This window comes from Staphylococcus sp. HMSC034C12 (assembly GCF_001835895.1).
In the GTDB taxonomy this organism is placed as follows: Bacteria; Bacillota; Bacilli; order Staphylococcales; family Staphylococcaceae; genus Staphylococcus; species Staphylococcus hominis.
In genome coordinates, this window is record NZ_KV826307.1 from 125725 (window position 1) to 145244 (window position 19520).

Annotated in this window: 19 protein-coding genes and 2 pseudogenes; 10 read left to right on the plus strand and 11 right to left on the minus strand. The window is 30.4% G+C overall.

Features of this window, described 5'->3' with window-relative positions; genetic code table 11:
* Positions 1 to 18: 18 nt before the first annotated feature.
* A pseudogene (locus HMPREF2629_RS11345) lies at positions 19 to 153 on the plus strand (HAD hydrolase family protein); the annotation flags it as partial.
* Positions 154 to 336: 183 nt separating this feature from the next.
* Here HMPREF2629_RS11345 and HMPREF2629_RS01545 read toward each other — a convergent pair.
* From HMPREF2629_RS01545 to HMPREF2629_RS01555, 3 genes are all read right to left on the minus strand, one after another.
* On the minus strand, positions 337 to 858 hold the full coding sequence (locus HMPREF2629_RS01545; RefSeq protein WP_079335512.1) for a DsbA family protein: 522 nt from the start codon (positions 856 to 858) through the stop codon (positions 337 to 339).
* A 114-nt stretch (positions 859 to 972) separates the two neighbouring features.
* Positions 973 to 1236, minus strand: a complete 264-nt coding sequence (locus tag HMPREF2629_RS01550) for a hypothetical protein (RefSeq protein WP_048679959.1) — start codon at positions 1234 to 1236, stop codon at positions 973 to 975.
* Positions 1237 to 1244: 8 nt separating this feature from the next.
* Positions 1245 to 1523, minus strand: coding sequence for a hypothetical protein (locus HMPREF2629_RS01555; RefSeq protein WP_231098523.1), 279 nt, complete (start codon positions 1521 to 1523; stop codon positions 1245 to 1247).
* 716 nt (positions 1524 to 2239) lie between these two features.
* Here HMPREF2629_RS01555 and HMPREF2629_RS01560 point away from each other — a divergent pair.
* On the plus strand, positions 2240 to 2848 hold the full coding sequence (locus tag HMPREF2629_RS01560; protein WP_048679962.1) for an NDxxF motif lipoprotein: 609 nt from the start codon (positions 2240 to 2242) through the stop codon (positions 2846 to 2848).
* Between the two features lie 1305 nt (positions 2849 to 4153).
* Here HMPREF2629_RS01560 and HMPREF2629_RS01565 read toward each other — a convergent pair.
* The gene (locus HMPREF2629_RS01565) at positions 4154 to 5518 is read right to left on the minus strand and encodes an FAD-dependent oxidoreductase (protein WP_049434678.1); all 1365 of its coding nucleotides are present in this window, start codon (positions 5516 to 5518) and stop codon (positions 4154 to 4156) included.
* 772 nt (positions 5519 to 6290) lie between these two features.
* On the opposite strand from HMPREF2629_RS01565, the gene HMPREF2629_RS01570 reads away from it, so the two are divergent.
* A complete protein-coding gene (locus tag HMPREF2629_RS01570) occupies positions 6291 to 6899 on the plus strand; it encodes a stage II sporulation protein M (protein ID WP_049415249.1) in 609 nt (202 codons plus the stop codon).
* A 561-nt stretch (positions 6900 to 7460) separates the two neighbouring features.
* Here the strand turns inward: HMPREF2629_RS01570 and HMPREF2629_RS01580 are convergent.
* Complete coding sequence (locus HMPREF2629_RS01580) at positions 7461 to 7892, minus strand: universal stress protein (RefSeq protein ID WP_048680008.1); 432 nt, start codon at positions 7890 to 7892, stop codon at positions 7461 to 7463.
* Between the two features lie 895 nt (positions 7893 to 8787).
* On the opposite strand from HMPREF2629_RS01580, the gene HMPREF2629_RS01585 reads away from it, so the two are divergent.
* Positions 8788 to 9060, plus strand: coding sequence for a hypothetical protein (locus HMPREF2629_RS01585; RefSeq protein WP_017175582.1), 273 nt, complete (start codon positions 8788 to 8790; stop codon positions 9058 to 9060).
* 777 nt (positions 9061 to 9837) lie between these two features.
* Here the strand turns inward: HMPREF2629_RS01585 and HMPREF2629_RS11260 are convergent.
* Positions 9838 to 9921, minus strand: a pseudogene (locus HMPREF2629_RS11260) (hypothetical protein); the annotation flags it as partial.
* Between HMPREF2629_RS11260 and HMPREF2629_RS01590 the strand changes: the two are divergent.
* The 4 genes from HMPREF2629_RS01590 (at position 9881) to bioB (ending at position 14227) form a co-directional block, all read left to right on the plus strand.
* A complete protein-coding gene (locus tag HMPREF2629_RS01590) occupies positions 9881 to 10882 on the plus strand; it encodes a PTS sugar transporter subunit IIC (protein WP_231451771.1) in 1002 nt (333 codons plus the stop codon). The pseudogene HMPREF2629_RS11260 and the gene HMPREF2629_RS01590 sit on opposite strands and share 41 nt — an antisense overlap.
* A gap of 178 nt (positions 10883 to 11060) precedes the next feature.
* Positions 11061 to 12059, plus strand: a complete 999-nt coding sequence (gene argF, locus HMPREF2629_RS01595) for an ornithine carbamoyltransferase (protein ID WP_048761618.1) — start codon at positions 11061 to 11063, stop codon at positions 12057 to 12059.
* Between the two features lie 20 nt (positions 12060 to 12079).
* Positions 12080 to 13012: a carbamate kinase gene (gene arcC, locus HMPREF2629_RS01600; RefSeq protein ID WP_070813100.1), complete on the plus strand. Its 933-nt coding sequence runs from the start codon at positions 12080 to 12082 to the stop codon at positions 13010 to 13012.
* A 249-nt stretch (positions 13013 to 13261) separates the two neighbouring features.
* Positions 13262 to 14227 carry a biotin synthase BioB gene (gene bioB / locus HMPREF2629_RS01605; RefSeq protein ID WP_017175586.1) on the plus strand — a complete coding sequence of 322 codons (966 nt, stop codon included), beginning with the start codon at positions 13262 to 13264 and terminating at the stop codon, positions 14225 to 14227.
* A gap of 58 nt (positions 14228 to 14285) precedes the next feature.
* On the opposite strand, the gene HMPREF2629_RS01610 is transcribed toward bioB, so the two are convergent.
* From HMPREF2629_RS01610 to HMPREF2629_RS01625, 4 genes are all read right to left on the minus strand, one after another.
* Entirely contained in the window at positions 14286 to 15077 is a 792-nt protein-coding gene (locus HMPREF2629_RS01610; protein ID WP_048680358.1) for a hypothetical protein, read from the minus strand.
* Between the two features lie 14 nt (positions 15078 to 15091).
* Positions 15092 to 15799, minus strand: coding sequence for a hypothetical protein (locus tag HMPREF2629_RS01615; RefSeq protein ID WP_048680361.1), 708 nt, complete (start codon positions 15797 to 15799; stop codon positions 15092 to 15094).
* A gap of 73 nt (positions 15800 to 15872) precedes the next feature.
* Positions 15873 to 16370: an HTH domain-containing protein gene (locus tag HMPREF2629_RS01620; RefSeq protein WP_017175589.1), complete on the minus strand. Its 498-nt coding sequence runs from the start codon at positions 16368 to 16370 to the stop codon at positions 15873 to 15875.
* A 164-nt stretch (positions 16371 to 16534) separates the two neighbouring features.
* Positions 16535 to 16792, minus strand: a complete 258-nt coding sequence (locus HMPREF2629_RS01625) for a hypothetical protein (RefSeq protein WP_017175590.1) — start codon at positions 16790 to 16792, stop codon at positions 16535 to 16537.
* A 407-nt stretch (positions 16793 to 17199) separates the two neighbouring features.
* Here HMPREF2629_RS01625 and nagA point away from each other — a divergent pair, with 407 nt between their 5' ends.
* Positions 17200 to 18354, plus strand: coding sequence for an N-acetylglucosamine-6-phosphate deacetylase (nagA, locus tag HMPREF2629_RS01630; RefSeq protein WP_017175591.1), 1155 nt, complete (start codon positions 17200 to 17202; stop codon positions 18352 to 18354).
* 131 nt (positions 18355 to 18485) lie between these two features.
* A complete protein-coding gene (locus tag HMPREF2629_RS01635) occupies positions 18486 to 18728 on the plus strand; it encodes a hypothetical protein (RefSeq protein ID WP_017175592.1) in 243 nt (80 codons plus the stop codon).
* A gap of 51 nt (positions 18729 to 18779) precedes the next feature.
* Here HMPREF2629_RS01635 and nagB read toward each other — a convergent pair whose 3' ends face one another.
* Positions 18780 to 19511, minus strand: a complete 732-nt coding sequence (nagB, locus tag HMPREF2629_RS01640; protein WP_070813101.1) for a glucosamine-6-phosphate deaminase — start codon at positions 19509 to 19511, stop codon at positions 18780 to 18782.
* Positions 19512 to 19520 lie beyond the last annotated feature (9 nt).

A 19520-nucleotide genomic window follows, 5' to 3' on the forward strand; every position in this document is an offset into this window, starting at 1 on the left:
CCTCAAAACAAACCATATTTAATAGAGTTTATGGCGCCTTATACAAATAAAGGCTATGCTGTTAAAGAATTATGTAGCTATCTTCAGATTAATATGGATGATGTTTATACTATTGGCGATAGAAAATTGATTTACCTATGTTTAATACCCTAGATAATTCTTCTGATAATTTAGTTTTTGTTAGAGTTTAACATAACTGATGATTATGGGTAGTATCTTTGTATAACTTATTCATTTCTTTGATATAGTGTTTCTTCAATTTCAGCTATTTTTTCTAATATATTTTTAATATCGATTTTTGAAAATTCATCAATATGATTACCTTTTTTAAATTAATTACTTCAAATACTTTTTATATTCTGTATAACTATAAGGATCTTTCAATTTTTTACCATTTACATAAACAGTTGGCGCCTCTTTAACTTTTTTATCTTTATAAAGTTTTATATCTTTCTGAGCATCTTTCCAAGATTGACTATTTTTAGTTTTATAGTCTTTTTTAATTTTTTTTGCTTTTTTATCACTAATATTGAGTTTATCAATTTGTCGGTCAATTAATTGTTCAGTTAACCATTCATTTTCATGATTAGGTTGTTTTGAAAAAATTAATTTTTGAAATTCTAAATAACGGTTAGGGGCAATATTTTGAACTACATGACCAGCTCTAGATTCTTTGATTGCATCTTTACCTAAGAATGCCATATTTACAAATTTATAATCAGCCTTATCTTTATCAAGATAATCTTTTTGTAATTTAAGCACAATATTAGTTTCTACTTTTTTACAATAAGGGCACTTGTAGTATCCATAAATAATTATTTTCTTTTTGAGCATCCTACTAAAATAAAAACAAGACATATTATTAAAATTACGTTACTCTTTTTCATATTTTTTCTCCCACAAAATATATAGCACATCAAATATTTTAATATTTGATGTGCTATAGTTTAATCTTATATATTCATTATAATATTAAAGTATAAATATAAAGAATATAAGAACAACTACTATATTAATAGGTAACAATGTGAAGCACATTTTTTTTGCTTTTTCCTGTAGTGAGTATTCTTTACTTAAATCACGTTCAATAAAAAATGTACTTCCAATTAAGATAATAAATAATAAAATATAAAGTAAAAGACTTTTAATCACTAAGTTTGTCATTGGAATTGCAAAAATAAATAAGATAGTTGCTTGACTTATAGTGAAAAAATATTTATCTATTAATTTTTTCATCTTTTCACCTACGCATGATTACAAGCAATAGATTCTCCAGCATATAACGCTCCCATTCCTGCTGCGACTCCCCAGCCAACAGGTCCGCTAACTCCTAATGTTACCATTGCTCTTGATGTAGCTGTAGTATGAGCAAAACCAGTTACAGTTATAGCATCGCAAGCATCTCTATTACTCGTACTTGTACTATTTTTTTGTTGTTTTTCAACTTCTTTTTTAAAAGCTACTAAATTTTCTTTCGCTTTTTTACCATTTTTTCCTTGCATAGTTTTATTATATTGATTCACATAGTTCTCAACATCATTAACTGTAACATCTAAACTAGAATTGCTTAGTTCATTCTTTAAATATTCTTTATCAATAATTTGTAATTCACCATTATCATTTCTTTCGAGATTATCATAAATAATATTGGCTATATTTTGATTGATTTTGTAATCTTCTTGATTAGCCTCCTAATATTTTTATATTTAAACCTTAACAAAAAATCATATTCTATTTAAACATCTAATTTACATTTTTTATTATTTATTTATAAAATTTTATAATGGTGGCTAGCAATTAGCCACTATTTTTTCGTGAGAAAAAATCCTAAGGGACTTGGAGATGTTCCCCCAACAAGCCGGAGACACTACCATGTATGTGGCTAGAAAAGCCAGTACTCCAAACCACTATATTACTTAAATAACCTTTGCATGTTTTATATGCTTAGGTTACGTTAAGTAATAACTTTCGAAGAAAGCGTGGTGAGAATGAATGAGTGAACGAGATACATTTGTGGTTAGCGACGATACTCTTAGGAAAAACCGAAAACCTAACCGCAAGGAGCCACAAGGGAGAAGTCGAGAGAAAACGCCTAATTGATTAAATAAAAGTAGAGATATGAGAGAAGTTCAAAGTGAAAAGTACGATCAAGATTTAGAATATAATCGAAAAGAATTTTTAAAACAACTTGAAAAAGATTGGTAAGAATAAAGAAAAGCTTAAAAAAGGAGAATTTTAAATGAATTTAAAGAAATTTTTTGTGTTAATAATGGTTTCTCTTTTATTTTTTTCATTAACTGCTTGTGGTAACTCTACAGAAAAATCAAAAAATCAAACTTCTAATAAAAATGAACTACCAGCAATACCTAAACAAGTATTTTCATCTAGTAAAATTAATGAAAATATCAGTAAAAAAGAAATTAAAAAGAGTGTTTCAAAATATTTAGATATAAATCATGCTTTAATTGAAAATATTGAAAGTTTAAGTAATAAAGATAACTTAAATAAAAATGAGTTAAAAAAATTAAATTCATTAACTGAAATGAATGATAAAAATGATAGTAATTTTTCTAACTTTATTCAAAACACTAATTTACCAAATGGATATAAAGATGGAGTGTTTAAAACTAAAGATTATATAACAACTGCTAATCAGTACTTAAAAAAATTGAATACACAAATACAAAAAGTAAATAAAAATTCTAATTCAGATAATCTATCTATAAAAGATATTGATGAAATAAATTCAATTAATGAACAATATAAAAAAGACGTAAATGGAAAAAAACAAAAAGAAGTAGAAACATTTTTAAAAGATAAAAATATAAAAACTAAAGCATTTAACTAATAAAATACTTAGTTGATTTTTGAGTGATTAAAATTTTATACACGAATGTGATCATAAAGTTTTAGAACGAATTTGCGTCCACCTTTTATTTTTTATATAAATAGTCACCAATAAATTCTACTAAAAAATGAATAATTGTACCTAAAATAATAGCTAATAAACAAAGTAAGATAATACTATATTTGTCGCTTAGTGAAAATAAAGAATACAATAAAATCAAAATTACAACTAATGTTGTTTTAAAAGTGTTTTTGAAAGTCTTTTTATTTATTTTCCTCATCTCCTTCTCTAAATTTAAATTAACAAAAAATAATATTTACATAAATGAATTTTTTTTATTATCAGTCTATAAAAGTTCTATATTCAATAAAAAGAAGAATCAAAAACCAACCATTAGTATTATTCTAATGGCTATTATCTTGGTCATTTAGGCTATTTAATGTTTATTTTACTAACAGAATAAATCTATATAATATTAACTAATAAAAATAGATAATAAAGTGTCAGATCAATGGTATATAAAGGAGGAATAAACAGTAGTAAAGAAAAGACTTAAACGCTGTTAAATCAATGTTTAAACCTTTTAATTTGTTTGACATAATCAGTGATTTATAGGAAGTTATTTCGTATATTATATATATTTTAAGCCTGTTGTTGAGACATTTATTGAAAATATAGCTTATAATGAAACCAAATTAATAAACATTAATAGCTATATTTTTATTTATTAATTTGATGATTTGAAACTATGAGTGGCTAGTAAAGATGAAAAAGTACTCTTAAACTTTGATGTTATAGGTTTTTTACGTTTTTTATGCTTTTTTGTTTCTGTGGGAATGATAGCGCTCAACCGACATGGTTGACCACTTTTCATACTAACTTTTAAGTTTGTATATAAATGGACAGTGTCTAAAAAATTATTCACTGGTTTTGTTCAAATTTTAGTTGGTGTACTTAAAATACAGTTATTTGACTCATATTTGCGTTTTAAGAGCTTATATAAAATTACCTCTAAATCTTTGAAATACCCCTTAAATTTAAAAATAAAGGTATTTAAAAATGAAAAAAGCTACTAGTGAAATCAAGCAAATCGTGAAGAATTGGAAAAAGAAAAGAAGGTTAATCAAACTCGCCACATTAAAGAAATGTATCTCTAAATAAAGTAAGAATCGATGAGTGGGTATGCAGACTTATCGATTCTTTTATATGCTTTCAAAGGGTTGGAGTCTCTTTGAAATAGTATTAAGCTCATTAAAAAGGTGCATCTCCCTGAGGAGAGACGCACCTTTTTTTGTCCGTAAGGGTTTAGAAGAGTTGTTTGTCTTTAGGGAAGACATCGTCGCCTAGTGCGCGTTGTGCTAGGATGTTCAAGTAGTTCCATGGACGGTTAAAGTCTGGTTGGAAGAAGAAGTCGACTAATGCGAGTTCTTCTAATGTCCAGCCTGCATTGACTGCAACCGATAGTGTGTTGATAGATTCTACTAAGTCTTCCGTACTCATAATTTGTCCGCCCAGAATGCGATGTGTATCTTCATCGAACATGATTTTAAGATGAACTGTTGTATCGTCTTGACGGAATTTAGGACGCACAGGTACTTCGATATATTTTGCTCCTAAGTTGCCGTCGTAACTGTCTTTTTCTGTTTCATGTACGCCTGTTTGACCGAATTTGTAATCGAATAAAGAAAGACCAGATGTGCCTGAAACGCGTGGCATCTTCATGTCTTTGCCTGCCATGTTGCGTGCTGCTACGTAACCTTGACGACGAGAGTTAGTTGCAAGTGCAATATAGCGGTCTTCGTTGATAGGCGCAAATGGAATAAGCGTTGCGTCGCCACTTGCATAAACGTCTTTTTCTGATGTTTCTAAGCGGTCGTTGATTTTGATAATGCCTTTTTTACCGAGTTCAACTTTGCCGTCTAACCATTCTGTTGCAGGTTTAACGCCGACAGCAAATAATACTGTATCTGCTTCGTATTCGCCGTCATCTGTGACTACGGCTGTGACATTGTTGTTATCGTCTGCTTTCAAGGCTTTAACGCTCGCATTTCCTTTGAATTTTAAGCCGTGTTCGGCAATGTTTTTCTCTAAAATATCTGTAAATTCTTTATCTAAATAAGTGTTGATAATACGATCGTGGTCATCCATAAGTGTTGTATCGATGCCGGCTTTGGTAAAGGCTTCGGCTGCTTCGATACCGATATAACCGCCGCCGACTACAATGGCTTTCTTCGCATGTTGCATGCGTTCTTTGATTTTGCCGGCCCATTCTTCACCACGCATAAATAAGACATTATTGTACTCGTTGATGCCATTGATTGGTAGTTCGTTTGGTACAGCGCCTGGGCTTAAGAATAATTTATCATAAGAGACTTCTGAAGTGTTGCCATCTTTTTTAATAGTCACGGTTTTATTTTGAGTATCTAAATCCGTTACCGTTGTTTGAAGATGCAAGTTCACGCCTTGTTCTTTTAACGATTCTGCATCTGCATAATGCAAGGATTGTAATGATGGTGCAACATCTTCTAAATAACTTTGAATACCACAAGATAAGAATGAAGGTGTCTCGGCACTTTCAAATACTTCGATTTCCGCCTCTGGATCTGATATTAATAATGTTTCTATTGCAGCATAGCCTGCATGTGATGTTCCGACTACTACGTATTTCATAATAGTGAAGTCCTCCTTTGGTTGAGCATTTCCGCTCTTCTTTATCTATTTTAAAAGTTGATTTAATTTTCTTCACATTTGTATTTACCCTTCAGAAGGCGTTTTATTCAGTAGAGTAGGGTAATATAGGCAGTGTTAATAAAATTGTTATAATTGTGATCGTTTTAGGATATTTGTTGTTTATTTTATTAACAGAATAAAGATACAAATTGAGAATATTCGTTTTAATATAGATAATACAAATAAGATTAATCAAATAACAACTAACGATTTTACTTTATTATTCTAATCACTTATTTGAGAAATAGGAGTTTTTTTAATGAAGAAAAACAAAAAAGTAACCATTAATACTACTTTTCATGTAATTAACTGTATAATGATCTTTATCGTAGCCGCATTGTTAAAAAAATATGTTTTATCAAACACCATGATATTTTAGGTACGATACTTTATACAATAATTATGCTAATAAGCGCAGTAGTAATATACAATGTTCATTTATACTTTTTAAAAAAATTAAAAAAATAATTCATGAAGAATGCTCTTTTTTGTTAATTTATACTGTAAAATTAACTTTGAAGTATGTATAGGTATACAAAATTATCATAAAAGTCTAAAAAAAATAGACGAATTAAATTGCCCGTTTTTTATGCATGTAAGACTAAATAAAGATACAAAATGTACGTCAATGAGAATAAATGAAAACTTATAATCAAGATAAGAAGAAACTCGTTTCACTCGTTTTAAAAAACAAGAGAAAAAGGAGTAGATCATGTTAAAAATCAAAGACGAAAATTATTTCAAAAGATCACTAAAAATATTCATAATAGCAACAAGTCTTTTATTACTAAGTTTCACTCTATCAATTATATTCAATCCATCATTTGAAACATTTAAAAATATATCAAATAAAGTACCTTCTAGTCTTGATAATGCACAAGGTTTAAATAAACTATGGCAATATATATTAAATAATGCCATCCGAGTCCCATTTCAAATGTTTATCTTTTCTTTAATCCCAATACCATTTCTATATTTTTTAAATATAGTTTCCACAAGTATAATTACAGGAATTGCATTTGGTTTCGCAATCCATTTTGATTTTAATAAAGGTCTTCTTATGGTTTTATCTTCTATACCACATGCAATAATTGAAACATTCGCAATGTGTTTTGTTATCAGTGGTTTATATAAATTAAATAAAACAATCATTAGAAAAATAAGTAATCTTTTTAGAAAGAATAAAAAACAGAATTTTTCGTTTGTATTAGCTTTTAGTAATTTACTTAAAATATATTTTCTAATTGCTTTGCCTTTATACATACTCGCAGCATTTTTAGAGACATACTTTACAGATTTTATTTATAACTTATTTACCTAACATCAATGTTGCTTTATTCCAATTGTTTTATTTTGGAGGCTAGTAAATGATACCTGTCATAAGACAATTTATTTCATTTTTTTTAATTTTAGTAACCTATGGATTAATACACAGAGGCTACATGAATATTAGTTGGGATATTCTAATAATCATGTGTGGGATATTTTTCGGTTTTCTCGTTATGTTTTATTTTTCAGTTTATAAAAGTTCAGAATTCAGTAAAAGAAAAATAAAAATAATAGCCTATATCAGTTCTATGTTAACGATTATTATTATTTTTATCCTGGGACATTTAACATGGATCTTATTAACAAAATAAATTTCAGTAAAATAGCTCACACTATGCCGACATTCGTCTACAAGTTTAGTTAAGAGTTCTTCTCAACTTCAATAAATTTTCTCGGCATAAATGCGTGTCTAATCTTTTTTAGAATGACTAATCAAAAAATAATCTAAAAAATCACAAACCAAAATTAAAAAAATAAAAAAGCCTAAATACTTTCTCACAAATCGAGAGAGTATTTAGGCTTTTTGAATTAATAAATTTCTTACTTCTTATGTTTATTTAACAATTAGTACTGGGACAGAACTTCTTTTAGCAATCTTATGTGTAACATCTCCTAAAACATGTTTAATATTCAAATCGACTCTATGATTACTCATAATTACTAAATCAAATTCACCATTATTTATATCTTTAGAAGTAATTTTTTCTAAGATTGTATCTTTAATATGCCCAAAATCTACATCTATTTTATATTGAATATCTCTTTTTTCTAATTCACGTAAAAATGGAGTGAGTTTTTTTTCTTTTTCTCTAATAATATCTTCTTTATGCTTATTATAATACTTGACACTAATTGCAAGATCATTTTCTGTTACAACGTGATAAATTACAACAACTGAATCTTCATCGGTGACTTTTTCTAAATAGTCAGGGATAGCACTAAAATCATTTTCGAAATCATAGGGTAATAATATATTTTTGAACATCTACACCAGCCTCCTATTACTTATTATTTAGATGTCTATTACTTATATATACCCTAAATATATATGCTTATTCTGGTTCTGTTATAAAGTAAAAAATATAGCTAACCACTATTTGAAATTTTAAGATACTTTTTTAGAGCATTTAGAGAGATTTATAGAATAATAAACAGGTTAAAAAGTAATAGGAAAAATAGGATTTGGATAAAAAAATCAATCCTATTTATAGCATTGACGTCGACTGAAGCCTATGAAATCAACTAAAATAATAGTATTCAGACAATTTAAAGTGGTCTTGTAACAATTGTAAATAGTATGCAATATTAGAGGTTATAGTATCGATAAATTCTTATTCAATATTAACTATAAGTATTGTTATATCAGCGTTTATGATAATTTTAAAAAGAGCACTTAATTAAAAGAAAATAGAGATATAGATGTATTCTAATATTGATTGGACCATTTCAATTAATATTATTAAATAAGCAGTTAACATAAGTGATAATTATCAGAAGTTCCGTCACTATAAAACTAATTATTATCCATTTTTATCCTTTCTTTAAGATTGAGAGATAGTAAAAAAGTTAACTACACTTGTAGCTAACTTTTTTTGTTCGAAGAAAATAAAAATGCACCTAAGAATAATAAAGGAAAAATAACGAATAAACGAGTAATAAAAAAGTTGGTAGGTAAAAATATATAAATAATAAAAGATAATATGAAACAAAGAAAATATATTTTTTTATTTGTACTCATGTCATCACATCTCCAGTATTATTGTATTATAACTTTTTTAATTGTTCTTTAGGTTGCCAATCTCTGCTATTAGTTCAGAACATTATCTAAAGATTGCTACCAATCTAAAAATATAATACTAATGTAGGAGGCTAATAGATAAATGATAACTTTTATATACCAACTTATTTTATTTTTTATAATTATAGGAACGTATGCTTTAATGCGTGGAGGATATATGGATATTGAATGGAATTTTTTATTATCTATGTATGGCATGTTCGTTGGATACTTGGTAATGTTCTATTTTTCGATTTATACTAATACTGACTTTAGTAGAAGAACAATAAAAATAATAGCAACAATCAGTATTATTTTAATGACTATTATCTTAGTTATTTTAGGACATTTGTTGTTTATTTTATTAACAGAATAAAGATACAAAAGGGCTTTTCTAGACATGAATATATAATCTACTTTTTATTTTTATATAGATAATTACCAATAAATTCTACTAAAAAATGAATAATTGTACCTAAAATAATAGCTGATAAACAAAGTAAGGTGATACTATAATTGTCGCTTAATGAAAATAAAAAATACAATAAAATCAAAACTCCAACTAATGTTATTTTAAAAGTCTTTTTATCTACTTTTGCCATCTCCTTTTCTAAGTTTAAGTTAACAATAAATAATATTTATTATCATTTATGATTATCAAAAGTTATGTTAATGGAATAAATTAATAAACTTTTCATTAATAGAACAATAATATAGATGTCATACAGCTGAGACGTTTGATCGTCTCAGCTTTTTGCATAATAAAAGAGCAGTTATAATCGATTGTTATTATGACAAATGTAATAGTTAAAATCACACACAGAATGTGCTTAACACGTCATATCACATATTTAAAAGGAAGTGAGTGACTTAATAAATATATTCAAGATAAGTTATAACTACAGATTATTTCATTTGTATATTTATATCATTTTGTCGATCATTTCATAATGTGTAAGATAGATATATTTTGAAGTAATTAAGTAAAAAATAAACAAATTTTTCAATTTAATTTAAAAATTTAAAAAATTCCGTGAAATATATTTCGTTTTTTAGTAAACTGTCTACTAAGGAAGAAAGTAAGTAGTGAGATATTGTTTGATTTGAAGCCATACCTCACATCTAAATTAAATATAAGGAGATGACAGTAGATTATGGATTTATTAATTGGTACGTTGTTTTTAGTTTTAGTCTTAGTGATTTTTACGTTATTTACATATAAAGCACCTAGTGGTATGCGTGCAATGGGAGCTTTAGCCAACGCAGCTATTGCGACATTTTTAGTAGAAGCTTTTAACAAATATGTAGGTGGAGAAGTATTTGGTATTAAATTTTTAGAACAACTAGGTGACGCTGCGGGAGGTCTTGGTGGTGTCGCTGCTGCTGGGTTAACTGCCTTAGCTATTGGTGTTTCACCTGTGTATGCATTAGTTATCGGAGCTGCTTGTGGTGGCTTAGACTTACTTCCAGGCTTCTTTGCTGGATATATTGTAGGTTATCTTATGAAATATACAGAAAAATATGTTCCAGATGGTGTGGATCTTATTGGTTCAATCGTTCTTCTTGCACCACTTGCACGTTTAATTGCGACGGGTTTAACGCCAGTAGTGAATAATACATTACTAAAAATTGGTGACATTATTAAAAGTAGTACGGACACAAATCCAATTATTATGGGGATTATTCTTGGAGGCATTATTACTGTTGTAGGTACAGCACCGTTAAGTTCAATGGCTTTAACCGCATTACTTGGTTTAACTGGCGTGCCAATGGCCATTGGTGCTATGGCTGCATTTAGTTCGGCATTTATGAATGGTACGCTGTTCCATCGTTTAAAATTAGGAGATCGTAAGTCAACGATTTCAGTAAGTATTGAACCGTTATCTCAAGCTGATATTGTCTCTGCTAATCCGATACCAGTGTATGTGACAAACTTCTTTGGAGGAGCTGTTGCAGGTTTAATTATCGCTTTATCTGGTATGATCAATGATGCGACAGGTACAGCAACACCCATTGCAGGATTCTTAGTGATGTTTGGTTTTAATAGTCCAATGAAAGTGATTATCTATGGTGTTGTAATGGCAATTGTGGGTGGTTTAGCAGGTTTTCTTGGTTCTCTTGTATTCAAAAAATATCCGATTGTTACAAAACAAGATATGATAGATCGTGAAGCAAAAAGAAAAGTTAAAACAGCATAAATATGAGTGACTTCTTTGTCAAAATATGGCAAAGAAGTTTTTTGTTGTATGTTTTAAATTTTCTATCTTATGTTTTTTGTGTAATAATATAATAAAAAGTTACACATATTGTAACGTTCATACACATCATGTGTATTGAATTTTAAATGCTAAATCTCTGACAAAGGAGTGGGCTAAGATGCAAAATTTAAGAAATAGAAATTTTTTAACATTACTTGATTTTTCAAAAAAAGAAATGGAATTCTTACTTAATCTCTCTGAAGATTTAAAACGTGCAAAATATGCTGGTATTGAACAACAAAAACTTAAAGGTAAAAATATCGCTTTAATTTTCGAAAAAAATTCTACACGCACACGTTGTGCGTTTGAAACAGCAGCTTATGATCAAGGTGCTCATGTGACGTATCTTGGGCCTACAGGTACACAAATGGGAGTAAAAGAAACGGCTAAAGATACGGCTCGTGTTTTAGGTGGTATGTATGACGGTATCGAATATCGCGGATTTTCTCAACGTACTATTGAAGAAATTGCAGAATATGCTGGTGTTCCGGTTTGGAATGGTTTAACGAATGAAGATCATCCAACACAAGTGCTTGCTGATTTTTTAACTGCAAAAGAAGTATTAAAAAAACCTTATGAAGACATTCATTTCACATATATTGGTGATGGACGCAATAATATGGCAAATGCATTGATGCAAGGCGCAGCTATTATGGGAATGACATTCCATCTTGTGTGTCCGAAAGAGTTAAGACCTAAAGATGAGTTACTAAAAACATGTCAGTCATTGGCTGATAAAAACGGCGGTACTATTTTAGTGACTGACAATATTGACCAAGGGGTGAAAGGATCGGATGTGATTGCTACAGATGTGTGGGTATCGATGGGTGAACCTGACGATACTTGGGAAGAACGTATTAAATTATTAGAACCTTATCGTGTAACAAAAGAATTAATAGAAAAAACAGGCAATCCACATACCATTTTTGAACACTGTTTACCTGCTTTCCATAATGCAGAAACAGAAATTGGTAAACAAATTAAAGAAAAATATGGTTTGAATGAAATGGAAGTCACAGATGAGGTCTTCGAAAGTGATCGTTCTGTTGTCTTTCAAGAAGCCGAAAACAGAGCACATACGATTAAAGCAGTAATGGTGGCAACTTTAGGCGAATAGAGAAAAAGGGGGACCTATGGATGTCTAAAATCGTAGTCGCATTAGGTGGTAATGCTTTAGGAGAATCACCGAAAGAACAATTAGAGCTTGTAAAAGGAACAGCTAAATCATTAGTTGGTTTAATAAACAAAGGATATGAAGTTGTCATTAGTCATGGGAATGGACCACAAGTGGGAAGTATTAATTTAGGGTTAAATTATGCAGCGGAACATGAACAAGGCCCACCTTTCCCATTCCCTGAATGTGGCGCAATGAGTCAGGCGTATATCGGCTATCAAATGCAAGAAAGCTTACTTAACGAACTCCATACTTTAGGTATCAATAAAGAAGTTGTAACACTCGTAACACAAGTCGAAGTAGCGAGCGATGATCCAGCGTTTCAACATCCAACGAAACCTATTGGCTTATTTTATACAGAAGAACAAGCAGATAAAATGAGACAAGAAAAAGGATATACATTTATGGAGGATGCAGGACGTGGGTATCGTCGCGTTGTGCCTTCTCCTCAACCTATTAATATTGTTGAACTTGATAGTATTGAAACACTCATTAAACATGGCACGCTTGTCATTGCAGCTGGTGGTGGCGGTATCCCAGTTGTTAAGGAACAAAGTGGTCGTTATCAAGGTGTCGATGCAGTCATTGATAAAGATAAGACAAGTGCATTACTTGCAGCTCATTTACAATCGGATCAATTAATTATTTTAACAGCTGTTGATTATGTTTATATTAATTACGGAAAAGACAATCAAGAAGGACTAGGTGACGTCACAGTCGATGATATGAAAGGATATATTGCCGATAATCAATTTGCGAAAGGCAGTATGTTGCCAAAAGTAGAAGCAGCTCTTCAATTTATTGAAAAGAATCCCAAAGGTAGTGTGTTGATTACTTCTTTATCAGGTTTAAATGATGCGCTAGAAGGTAAAATTGGTACACGTATTACAAAATAAATAGTTATATTAAATCGCTTGAGCCTAATATATGTATTTTACATATGTAGGCTCAAGTTTTTTTATGAGTTACTCAAATATCTAATAGTTACAAGTTCTACTTCGGATTGTCTGAGGTTATATTCATAGACCATTTCATTTTAAAACATCCTTTGATTTAATCAAAGAATAATGTAAACTTATTATTATATAAAGTTTACAATTATGAGTTTTATTAGTGTATTTTAAAAGATAGGAGTGACAAACATCATGACATTAAATCTAGCAGAACGTGTATTGAATGGAGAAGCGTTAACTAAAGAAGAGTGTCTAAGTCTATTTCAAGACGAAACGATTGATACGTTTGAATTATTAAATGAAGCCTATATAGTAAGAAAACATTATTACGGTAAAAAAGTAAAACTGAATATGATTTTAAACGCGAAAAGTGGCATATGTCCGGAAGATTGTGGTTACTGTGGTCAATCTGTCAAAATGAAAGAAAAACAACGTTATGCTTTAGTGGACCAAGAACAAATTAAAGCAGGGGCACAAGTCGCGACAGACCATAAAATTGGAACGTATTGTATTGTAATGAGTGGACGTGGTCCTTCGAATAAAGAAGTAAATCATATTTGTGATACGGTAGAAGATATTAAAGCTATTCATCCACAACTTAAAATTTGTGCGTGTTTAGGTTTAGTCGATGATGAACAAGCGACACAATTAAAAGAAGCCGGTGTTGATCGCTATAATCATAATTTAAATACAAGTGAACGTTACCATGAGGAAGTTGTTTCAACACATACATATGAAGATAGAGTGAATACGGTTGAAATTATGAAAGAACATAATATTTCACCATGTTCTGGTGTGATTTGTGGCATGGGAGAAACAGATGAAGATATTATCGATATGGCATTTGCGTTAAAAGAGATTGATGCAGACAGTATTCCAGTAAACTTCTTACATCCGATTAAAGGTACCAAGTTTGGTGGGTTAGACTTGTTATCTCCAACAAAGTGTCTACGTATCTTAGCTCTGTTTCGATTGATTAATCCTACTAAAGAAATTCGAATTGCGGGTGGTCGTGAAGTCAATTTACGTTCACTTCAAGCAACTGCACTTCAAGCAGCCAATTCTATCTTTGTAGGCGATTATTTAGTAACAGGCGGACAACCTAATGAGCTTGATTACCAAATGATTGAAGATATGGGATTTGAGATAGACGGGTAGTGAACATATTATAAAACACCTTCTAGCAGTTTTGGTTAGAAGGTGTTTTATTTAATATCTATTTTTCAGTATTTTTTCTTGCTTTATACGCATGAGTTGCTGCTGCACTTGCATTTTGAGAAGCTTCTGCGGCATTTTCATTGGCTGCTCTAGCGCTATGTGCCGCTCTTTCTGCCCATATTGCAGATGCTTGGGAATTGGATGCTGCTAATTCTGACGCGTATTTTGCTGCTTTAGCATCTACACTTGTTTGAGTAACAGTAGAAAGAATTTGTTGTTGTTGCCCTTCCATACGTGCTTGATGTGATTCTGTTTCATATAAATTAATGGCTTCTTTTAAAGTATCAGCGCGTTGGTTATAAAGATAACTAAACATTGAACGTAAAGAATGAATGTGAGTATAAGCTTTTGGAATACGTTGTTGGGCTTTAGAAGCTGCTACAGTGTGGTGTATATCAGTTAATGTGTGTTGATGACGTTGAATATTATGTTGATGCTGTTGAATATCGGGTTGATCTTTAAGCTCTTTTTCAGCTTTTTTATATCCTTTCGATTTAGTAATTGATTTGTTTTCAGGTCTGATATTTTTATTTTTGACGAACCAGACGATAAGTAAAATGAGTCCAATCATCATAAGGCTAGTTGAGTGATAGATAAACAATGATATGAGTATCATCACAAGACTCGGTAATAATAGCATTAACATGGTTTTCTTTTTAACTTGTTTTAATATTAAGTGTTTTATCTCTTTTTCTTCTTGACGAATAAGTCTATCTTGAGATTTTTCTTGATCGTGCGCTTTAATTAATAATGCGATATCTGACATTAATTGTTCTTTTGTTTGATACATATATTGACTACTCCTTACTCCATATTGAAATCTGAAAATTTAACTTGTGTAACGTCTTTATCTTTAGGTGAGAGGTCGACGAGTTTTTGATCTTTATTATCTAATTTAATCATTGTATATTTATAATCCTCATCATCTGCATCATCTCCTCTAAGTGTTGAAGGATCCGCTGTAAAGGTTCCAATATACTCTACATTTTTAGTGGGATATTGAGATTGACCTGTTTCAACGTTAGTGTAGAACATAAAACTATCTTTATTGGTAGCAGATTTATCCATAGCCTTGCTAATATCATTTTGAAAATCTTTTTTAGAAATCTTACTTGTAGAAAGTAGTGTGAATAAAGGTTCTCCGTTATCCGTGGTTAATTCAATATAACTTTTAACATCTCGGTAAGGTGTTTCCTCATAGTCAACATTTTTACTATCTAAGGTTTTTTTAACTTCGTTGGTATCTAATTTACTAATTAAGCTAGGTGGAATTTCTAAAGAATCATCGAATGCAATCATTTTCATCTTGCCGGCTTTCGTGAGGTATATCCAATCTACTTTTGATTCTCCATTGGAATTACTTACGGTATATAAAAGGTGTTCCTTTTTATCATTAATAATATCTTTAATAGAAATATCTTTTTTATGTTCGATACTTTGGCTACATCCTGTCAGTGAAAAAGTGAATATTGCTAAGCTCATTATGATGAGGAAAGGTTTGAATTTTTTCATAGTAACAGCTCCTTAATAAAATTTTTAAAATGAACATGTAGGATGTATATATTACAACCTACATGTTATGAGGTCATACTTCATTTCTTAGATAAATCATTTGTAGTTTGATAAGTTCTACGGTGAATTGTTTTAATAGATGATCAGGAGAAATCAATCGTAACGAGCGATGATATTGAAAACACAAGTCAATTGCTTCATTAGGATTTAAATTCATTTGAACGTCATATGTTTTATCGTTTTTATTTAAAATTTTAATGTCATCACGTATTTTTAACGTTTCGTATAGCTTAAATGTCACTTCATATGTCACTTGAACACGTAAGTCATCTTGATGTGAATATTTAGGAGAACGTTTAATAAAGTAGCTATTTTTACTTTGTTCAAATTGAATTTGTAACTCAAGATCTGAGTGCAGCGTTGATTCATATAGATAATGTCGAATATTATCTATATCTCGTTGAATCGTTCTAGGATTCACATTAAATTCTGTTGCAAGTTCTAATTTGTTGACTGTTTCATTTTTTAATAATTTATCGTAGATATTTAATACTCTAAATGCTTGTTCCATAGGCGAAAGCTTCCTTTCACAAAACCTAAATTTATTATAAGAAACGACCTTAGACATGATAGGTCATTTCTTTAAAAGTTTTTATTTTATAAAAATTGTATTTTTCGCTTTAAATGGCGTACTATTTAAATTTGAAAATTTAAGTTAGTTATATCGTGTCTAACCTAGTCATTTCCCAGGACATATGAATAAAGAATGAACCATTCTATTAATTCAGATGGATTAGTCGATATGAGTTTTAAATAAGGGCGTAGTGTATGATTTTGATTCAATTTGTGAAAGATTTTAGTGAAATTGCAGTTTAATAATGTTTCATCGTTAGTGCATGATTGACCAAATTCAATACGTTCATATTGAGCGATTATCGTTTGTGGCGTTTCATTTAGATTATTGAGTTCTGTAATGATTTCGTGATATATCATGTCATTCACCTCCATTTCTCACGTTGGAAACTAAAGGCGCCTGACAAGGCGACTTCTTTATTATTAGAAGGGGAGGTACTTTTAAGAAATAGAAATCAGCATAATGAAAAAAATGCCACTCTTATCAATTGAGGTAAGGGTGGCACGATGTTGAGATAAATTTAGAAATGGTATATAAAAGTCTCGCGCATTCATGCGCGAGACTTTTTGTCATTGATATTTCTTCTTTATCCTGATATCAAATCTTTTTCATTTATAGAATAGTCTTGTTTGAGAAGAATATATATAATCATTTAATGACGTTTTTGAAAATTTTTTCCAAAAGAAGAAATTGCCTAATGATGACAATATGAAATGATATAATATCTTTGAAATGATAAGAAATTTTATAGAAAAGAAGGGGTATCATGTCTCAATATGTCATTACAAATGGAAGAATTTATACGGAAGCACAAGTTATTGAAAAAGGGTATCTTGTCGTAGAAAATGGCAAAATTAGTGATATTCAAAAAGGTGATTATAAAGGTCATTTAAATCAAATAGATGTAGCAGGAAAGCATGTGTTACCAGGTTTTATCGATATTCATATTCATGGTGGCTATGGAGAAGATGCGATGGATGCATCGTATGACGGCTTAAATCATTTAGCTAAACAATTATTGTCTGAAGGTACAACAACATTTTTAGCAACAACGATGACGCAATCTGATGAGAATATTGAAAAAGCATTGAACAATATTGTCGCTTGTTATGAAAATCAAACGTTAGGTGAAGCGGCTGAAATCGGTGGCGTACATTTAGAAGGACCATTTATTTCTGAACACAAAGTAGGGGCACAAAACCCTAAATATGTACAACGTCCTACTGTTGAAAAAATTCGACATTTTCAAGAGGTAGCGAAAGGATTAATTAAAATCATTACTTTTGCCCCTGAAGTCGAAGGTGCTCATGAGACGTTAAATGAATTGCGTGATGATATCATCTTTTCAATGGGACATACTGTTGCCACATTTGAAGAAGCAAATGAAGCGGTAGAACGAGGTGCGAAACATGTAACGCATCTTTACAACGCTGCAACACCTTTTGAGCATCGTAATCCAGGTGTGTTTGGTGCCGCATGGACCAATCAAAGTTTAAACACTGAAATTATTGGTGATGGGATTCATTCACATCCTGCTGCTGTAGATATTGCATATAAGCAAAAAGGAGCTACTCACATGTATTTAATTACAGATGCCATGCGTGCCAAAGGTATGAAAGATGGTGAGTATGATTTAGGTGGACAAAATGTGATTGTTAAAGGGAAAGAAGCACGTTTAGAAAATGGCACACTTGCAGGCAGTATTTTAAAAATGAATGAAGGACTGCATAATTTAATTCAATTTACGCATGATAGTTTAGACCACTTATGGCGAGTGGCAAGTTTAAATCAAGCCATTGCACTTAATATTGATAAGCAAAAAGGAAGCTTAAGCATAGGAAAAGATGCAGATATCGTAATTGTAGACGACCATATACAAGTAGATACAACGATTAAATCAGGTACCATTCATCATTTTTAAGACTACTCGCATGGTGAAAAATGAATAATTTAGTATCTCTTTATCTTTTTAGGTTTATATATATGAAGTTTAGTGTATATACATAGTAAATCTACATAATATATGAATTCTAAGTAAAGGAGGGATAGATAATGCAAAATGATTTAAGATTTCCAAGTGCAAAAAATTTCTTTACTACTTTAGGATGGTTATCGGTCATTGCTTTATTAGCAGTTGTAGTAGTCAATGCGCTTTATAATAGTTCTTTTAAAAGTTGGTCAGATATCAGTGTGAATTTCACTCAAACGGATTTAATTTTCTTGATTACTTTCGCAATTATTGCGATAGTTTGTATTATTATTTCATTGCTTTTAAAATTATTTAAACATCCATAGGAAGTAAAGTTAATATATTAAAAGGGACAGAACGCTCGAGTTCTGTCCTTTTTAGTGGTTTAAATAATTAAATATGACATCATCAATGATAATGTCTACATTCGGATGTGTTTGTAAAATAGAAGCAGGTAATGTTTCAGTTTTCGGACCATTCATTAAACGCTCAATAGCTTCTTGTTTACGTTCTCCAAAAGCTAATAAAATGATACATTTTGCGCGCATGATAGATTGTAATCCCATAGAAATGGCTTGTTTTGGAACATTATCAATCGTATCAAAATGAGTACTATTTGCTTTAATCGTAGAATCAGTTAAATCTACAACTCGTGTTTGACTATCAAAAGATGTACCTGGTTCGTTGAAACCGATATGACCATTTTCTCCAATACCTAATAATTGAATATCGGGTTGTCCTATAGAGGATAGACGCTGTTCATAAGCATGTGCTTCGTCTTCAAGATCAGATGCGTCTCCTCTTGGAATGTAGATATGATCTTCATTCCATTCGTTATGATTAAATAACAGCTCATGCATATATGTGTAGTAGCTTTGAGGGTGTGATGAATTAAGACCCACATACTCATCTAAGTTAAATGTTTTAATATCATTTAAATTCACACGATTTGCCGTTAATAATTCAGATAATCGTGGATAAATCTCTGTCATCGTATTACCTGTCGCTAATCCAAGAGTAGCTGTCGGCGTGCTTTGTATTAACTTTAATAACTCAACTGCTACATAATCACTTGCGATAGATTTGTTTTTTAAATTAATCAATTTCATAATCTAAAC

What these genes read in the sequence shown, in the direction of transcription:
- HMPREF2629_RS01545 (WP_079335512.1), bottom strand. Translation starts at nt 858, where the DNA reads ATGTCTTGTTTTTATTTTAGTAGGATGCTCAAAAAGAAAATAATTATT.
- HMPREF2629_RS01550 (WP_048679959.1), bottom strand. Translation starts at nt 1,236, where the DNA reads ATGAAAAAATTAATAGATAAATATTTTTTCACTATAAGTCAAGCAACT.
- HMPREF2629_RS01560 (WP_048679962.1), top strand. Translation starts at nt 2,240, where the DNA reads ATGAATTTAAAGAAATTTTTTGTGTTAATAATGGTTTCTCTTTTATTT.
- HMPREF2629_RS01565 (WP_049434678.1), bottom strand. Translation starts at nt 5,518, where the DNA reads ATGAAATACGTAGTAGTCGGAACATCACATGCAGGCTATGCTGCAATA.
- HMPREF2629_RS01570 (WP_049415249.1), top strand. Translation starts at nt 6,291, where the DNA reads ATGTTAAAAATCAAAGACGAAAATTATTTCAAAAGATCACTAAAAATA.
- HMPREF2629_RS01580 (WP_048680008.1), bottom strand. Translation starts at nt 7,892, where the DNA reads ATGTTCAAAAATATATTATTACCCTATGATTTCGAAAATGATTTTAGT.
- HMPREF2629_RS01585 (WP_017175582.1), top strand. Translation starts at nt 8,788, where the DNA reads ATGATAACTTTTATATACCAACTTATTTTATTTTTTATAATTATAGGA.
- argF (WP_048761618.1), top strand. Translation starts at nt 11,061, where the DNA reads ATGCAAAATTTAAGAAATAGAAATTTTTTAACATTACTTGATTTTTCA.
- arcC (WP_070813100.1), top strand. Translation starts at nt 12,080, where the DNA reads ATGTCTAAAATCGTAGTCGCATTAGGTGGTAATGCTTTAGGAGAATCA.
- bioB (WP_017175586.1), top strand. Translation starts at nt 13,262, where the DNA reads ATGACATTAAATCTAGCAGAACGTGTATTGAATGGAGAAGCGTTAACT.
- HMPREF2629_RS01610 (WP_048680358.1), bottom strand. Translation starts at nt 15,077, where the DNA reads ATGTATCAAACAAAAGAACAATTAATGTCAGATATCGCATTATTAATT.
- HMPREF2629_RS01615 (WP_048680361.1), bottom strand. Translation starts at nt 15,799, where the DNA reads ATGAAAAAATTCAAACCTTTCCTCATCATAATGAGCTTAGCAATATTC.
- HMPREF2629_RS01620 (WP_017175589.1), bottom strand. Translation starts at nt 16,370, where the DNA reads ATGGAACAAGCATTTAGAGTATTAAATATCTACGATAAATTATTAAAA.
- HMPREF2629_RS01625 (WP_017175590.1), bottom strand. Translation starts at nt 16,792, where the DNA reads ATGATATATCACGAAATCATTACAGAACTCAATAATCTAAATGAAACG.
- nagA (WP_017175591.1), top strand. Translation starts at nt 17,200, where the DNA reads ATGTCTCAATATGTCATTACAAATGGAAGAATTTATACGGAAGCACAA.
- HMPREF2629_RS01635 (WP_017175592.1), top strand. Translation starts at nt 18,486, where the DNA reads ATGCAAAATGATTTAAGATTTCCAAGTGCAAAAAATTTCTTTACTACT.
- nagB (WP_070813101.1), bottom strand. Translation starts at nt 19,511, where the DNA reads ATGAAATTGATTAATTTAAAAAACAAATCTATCGCAAGTGATTATGTA.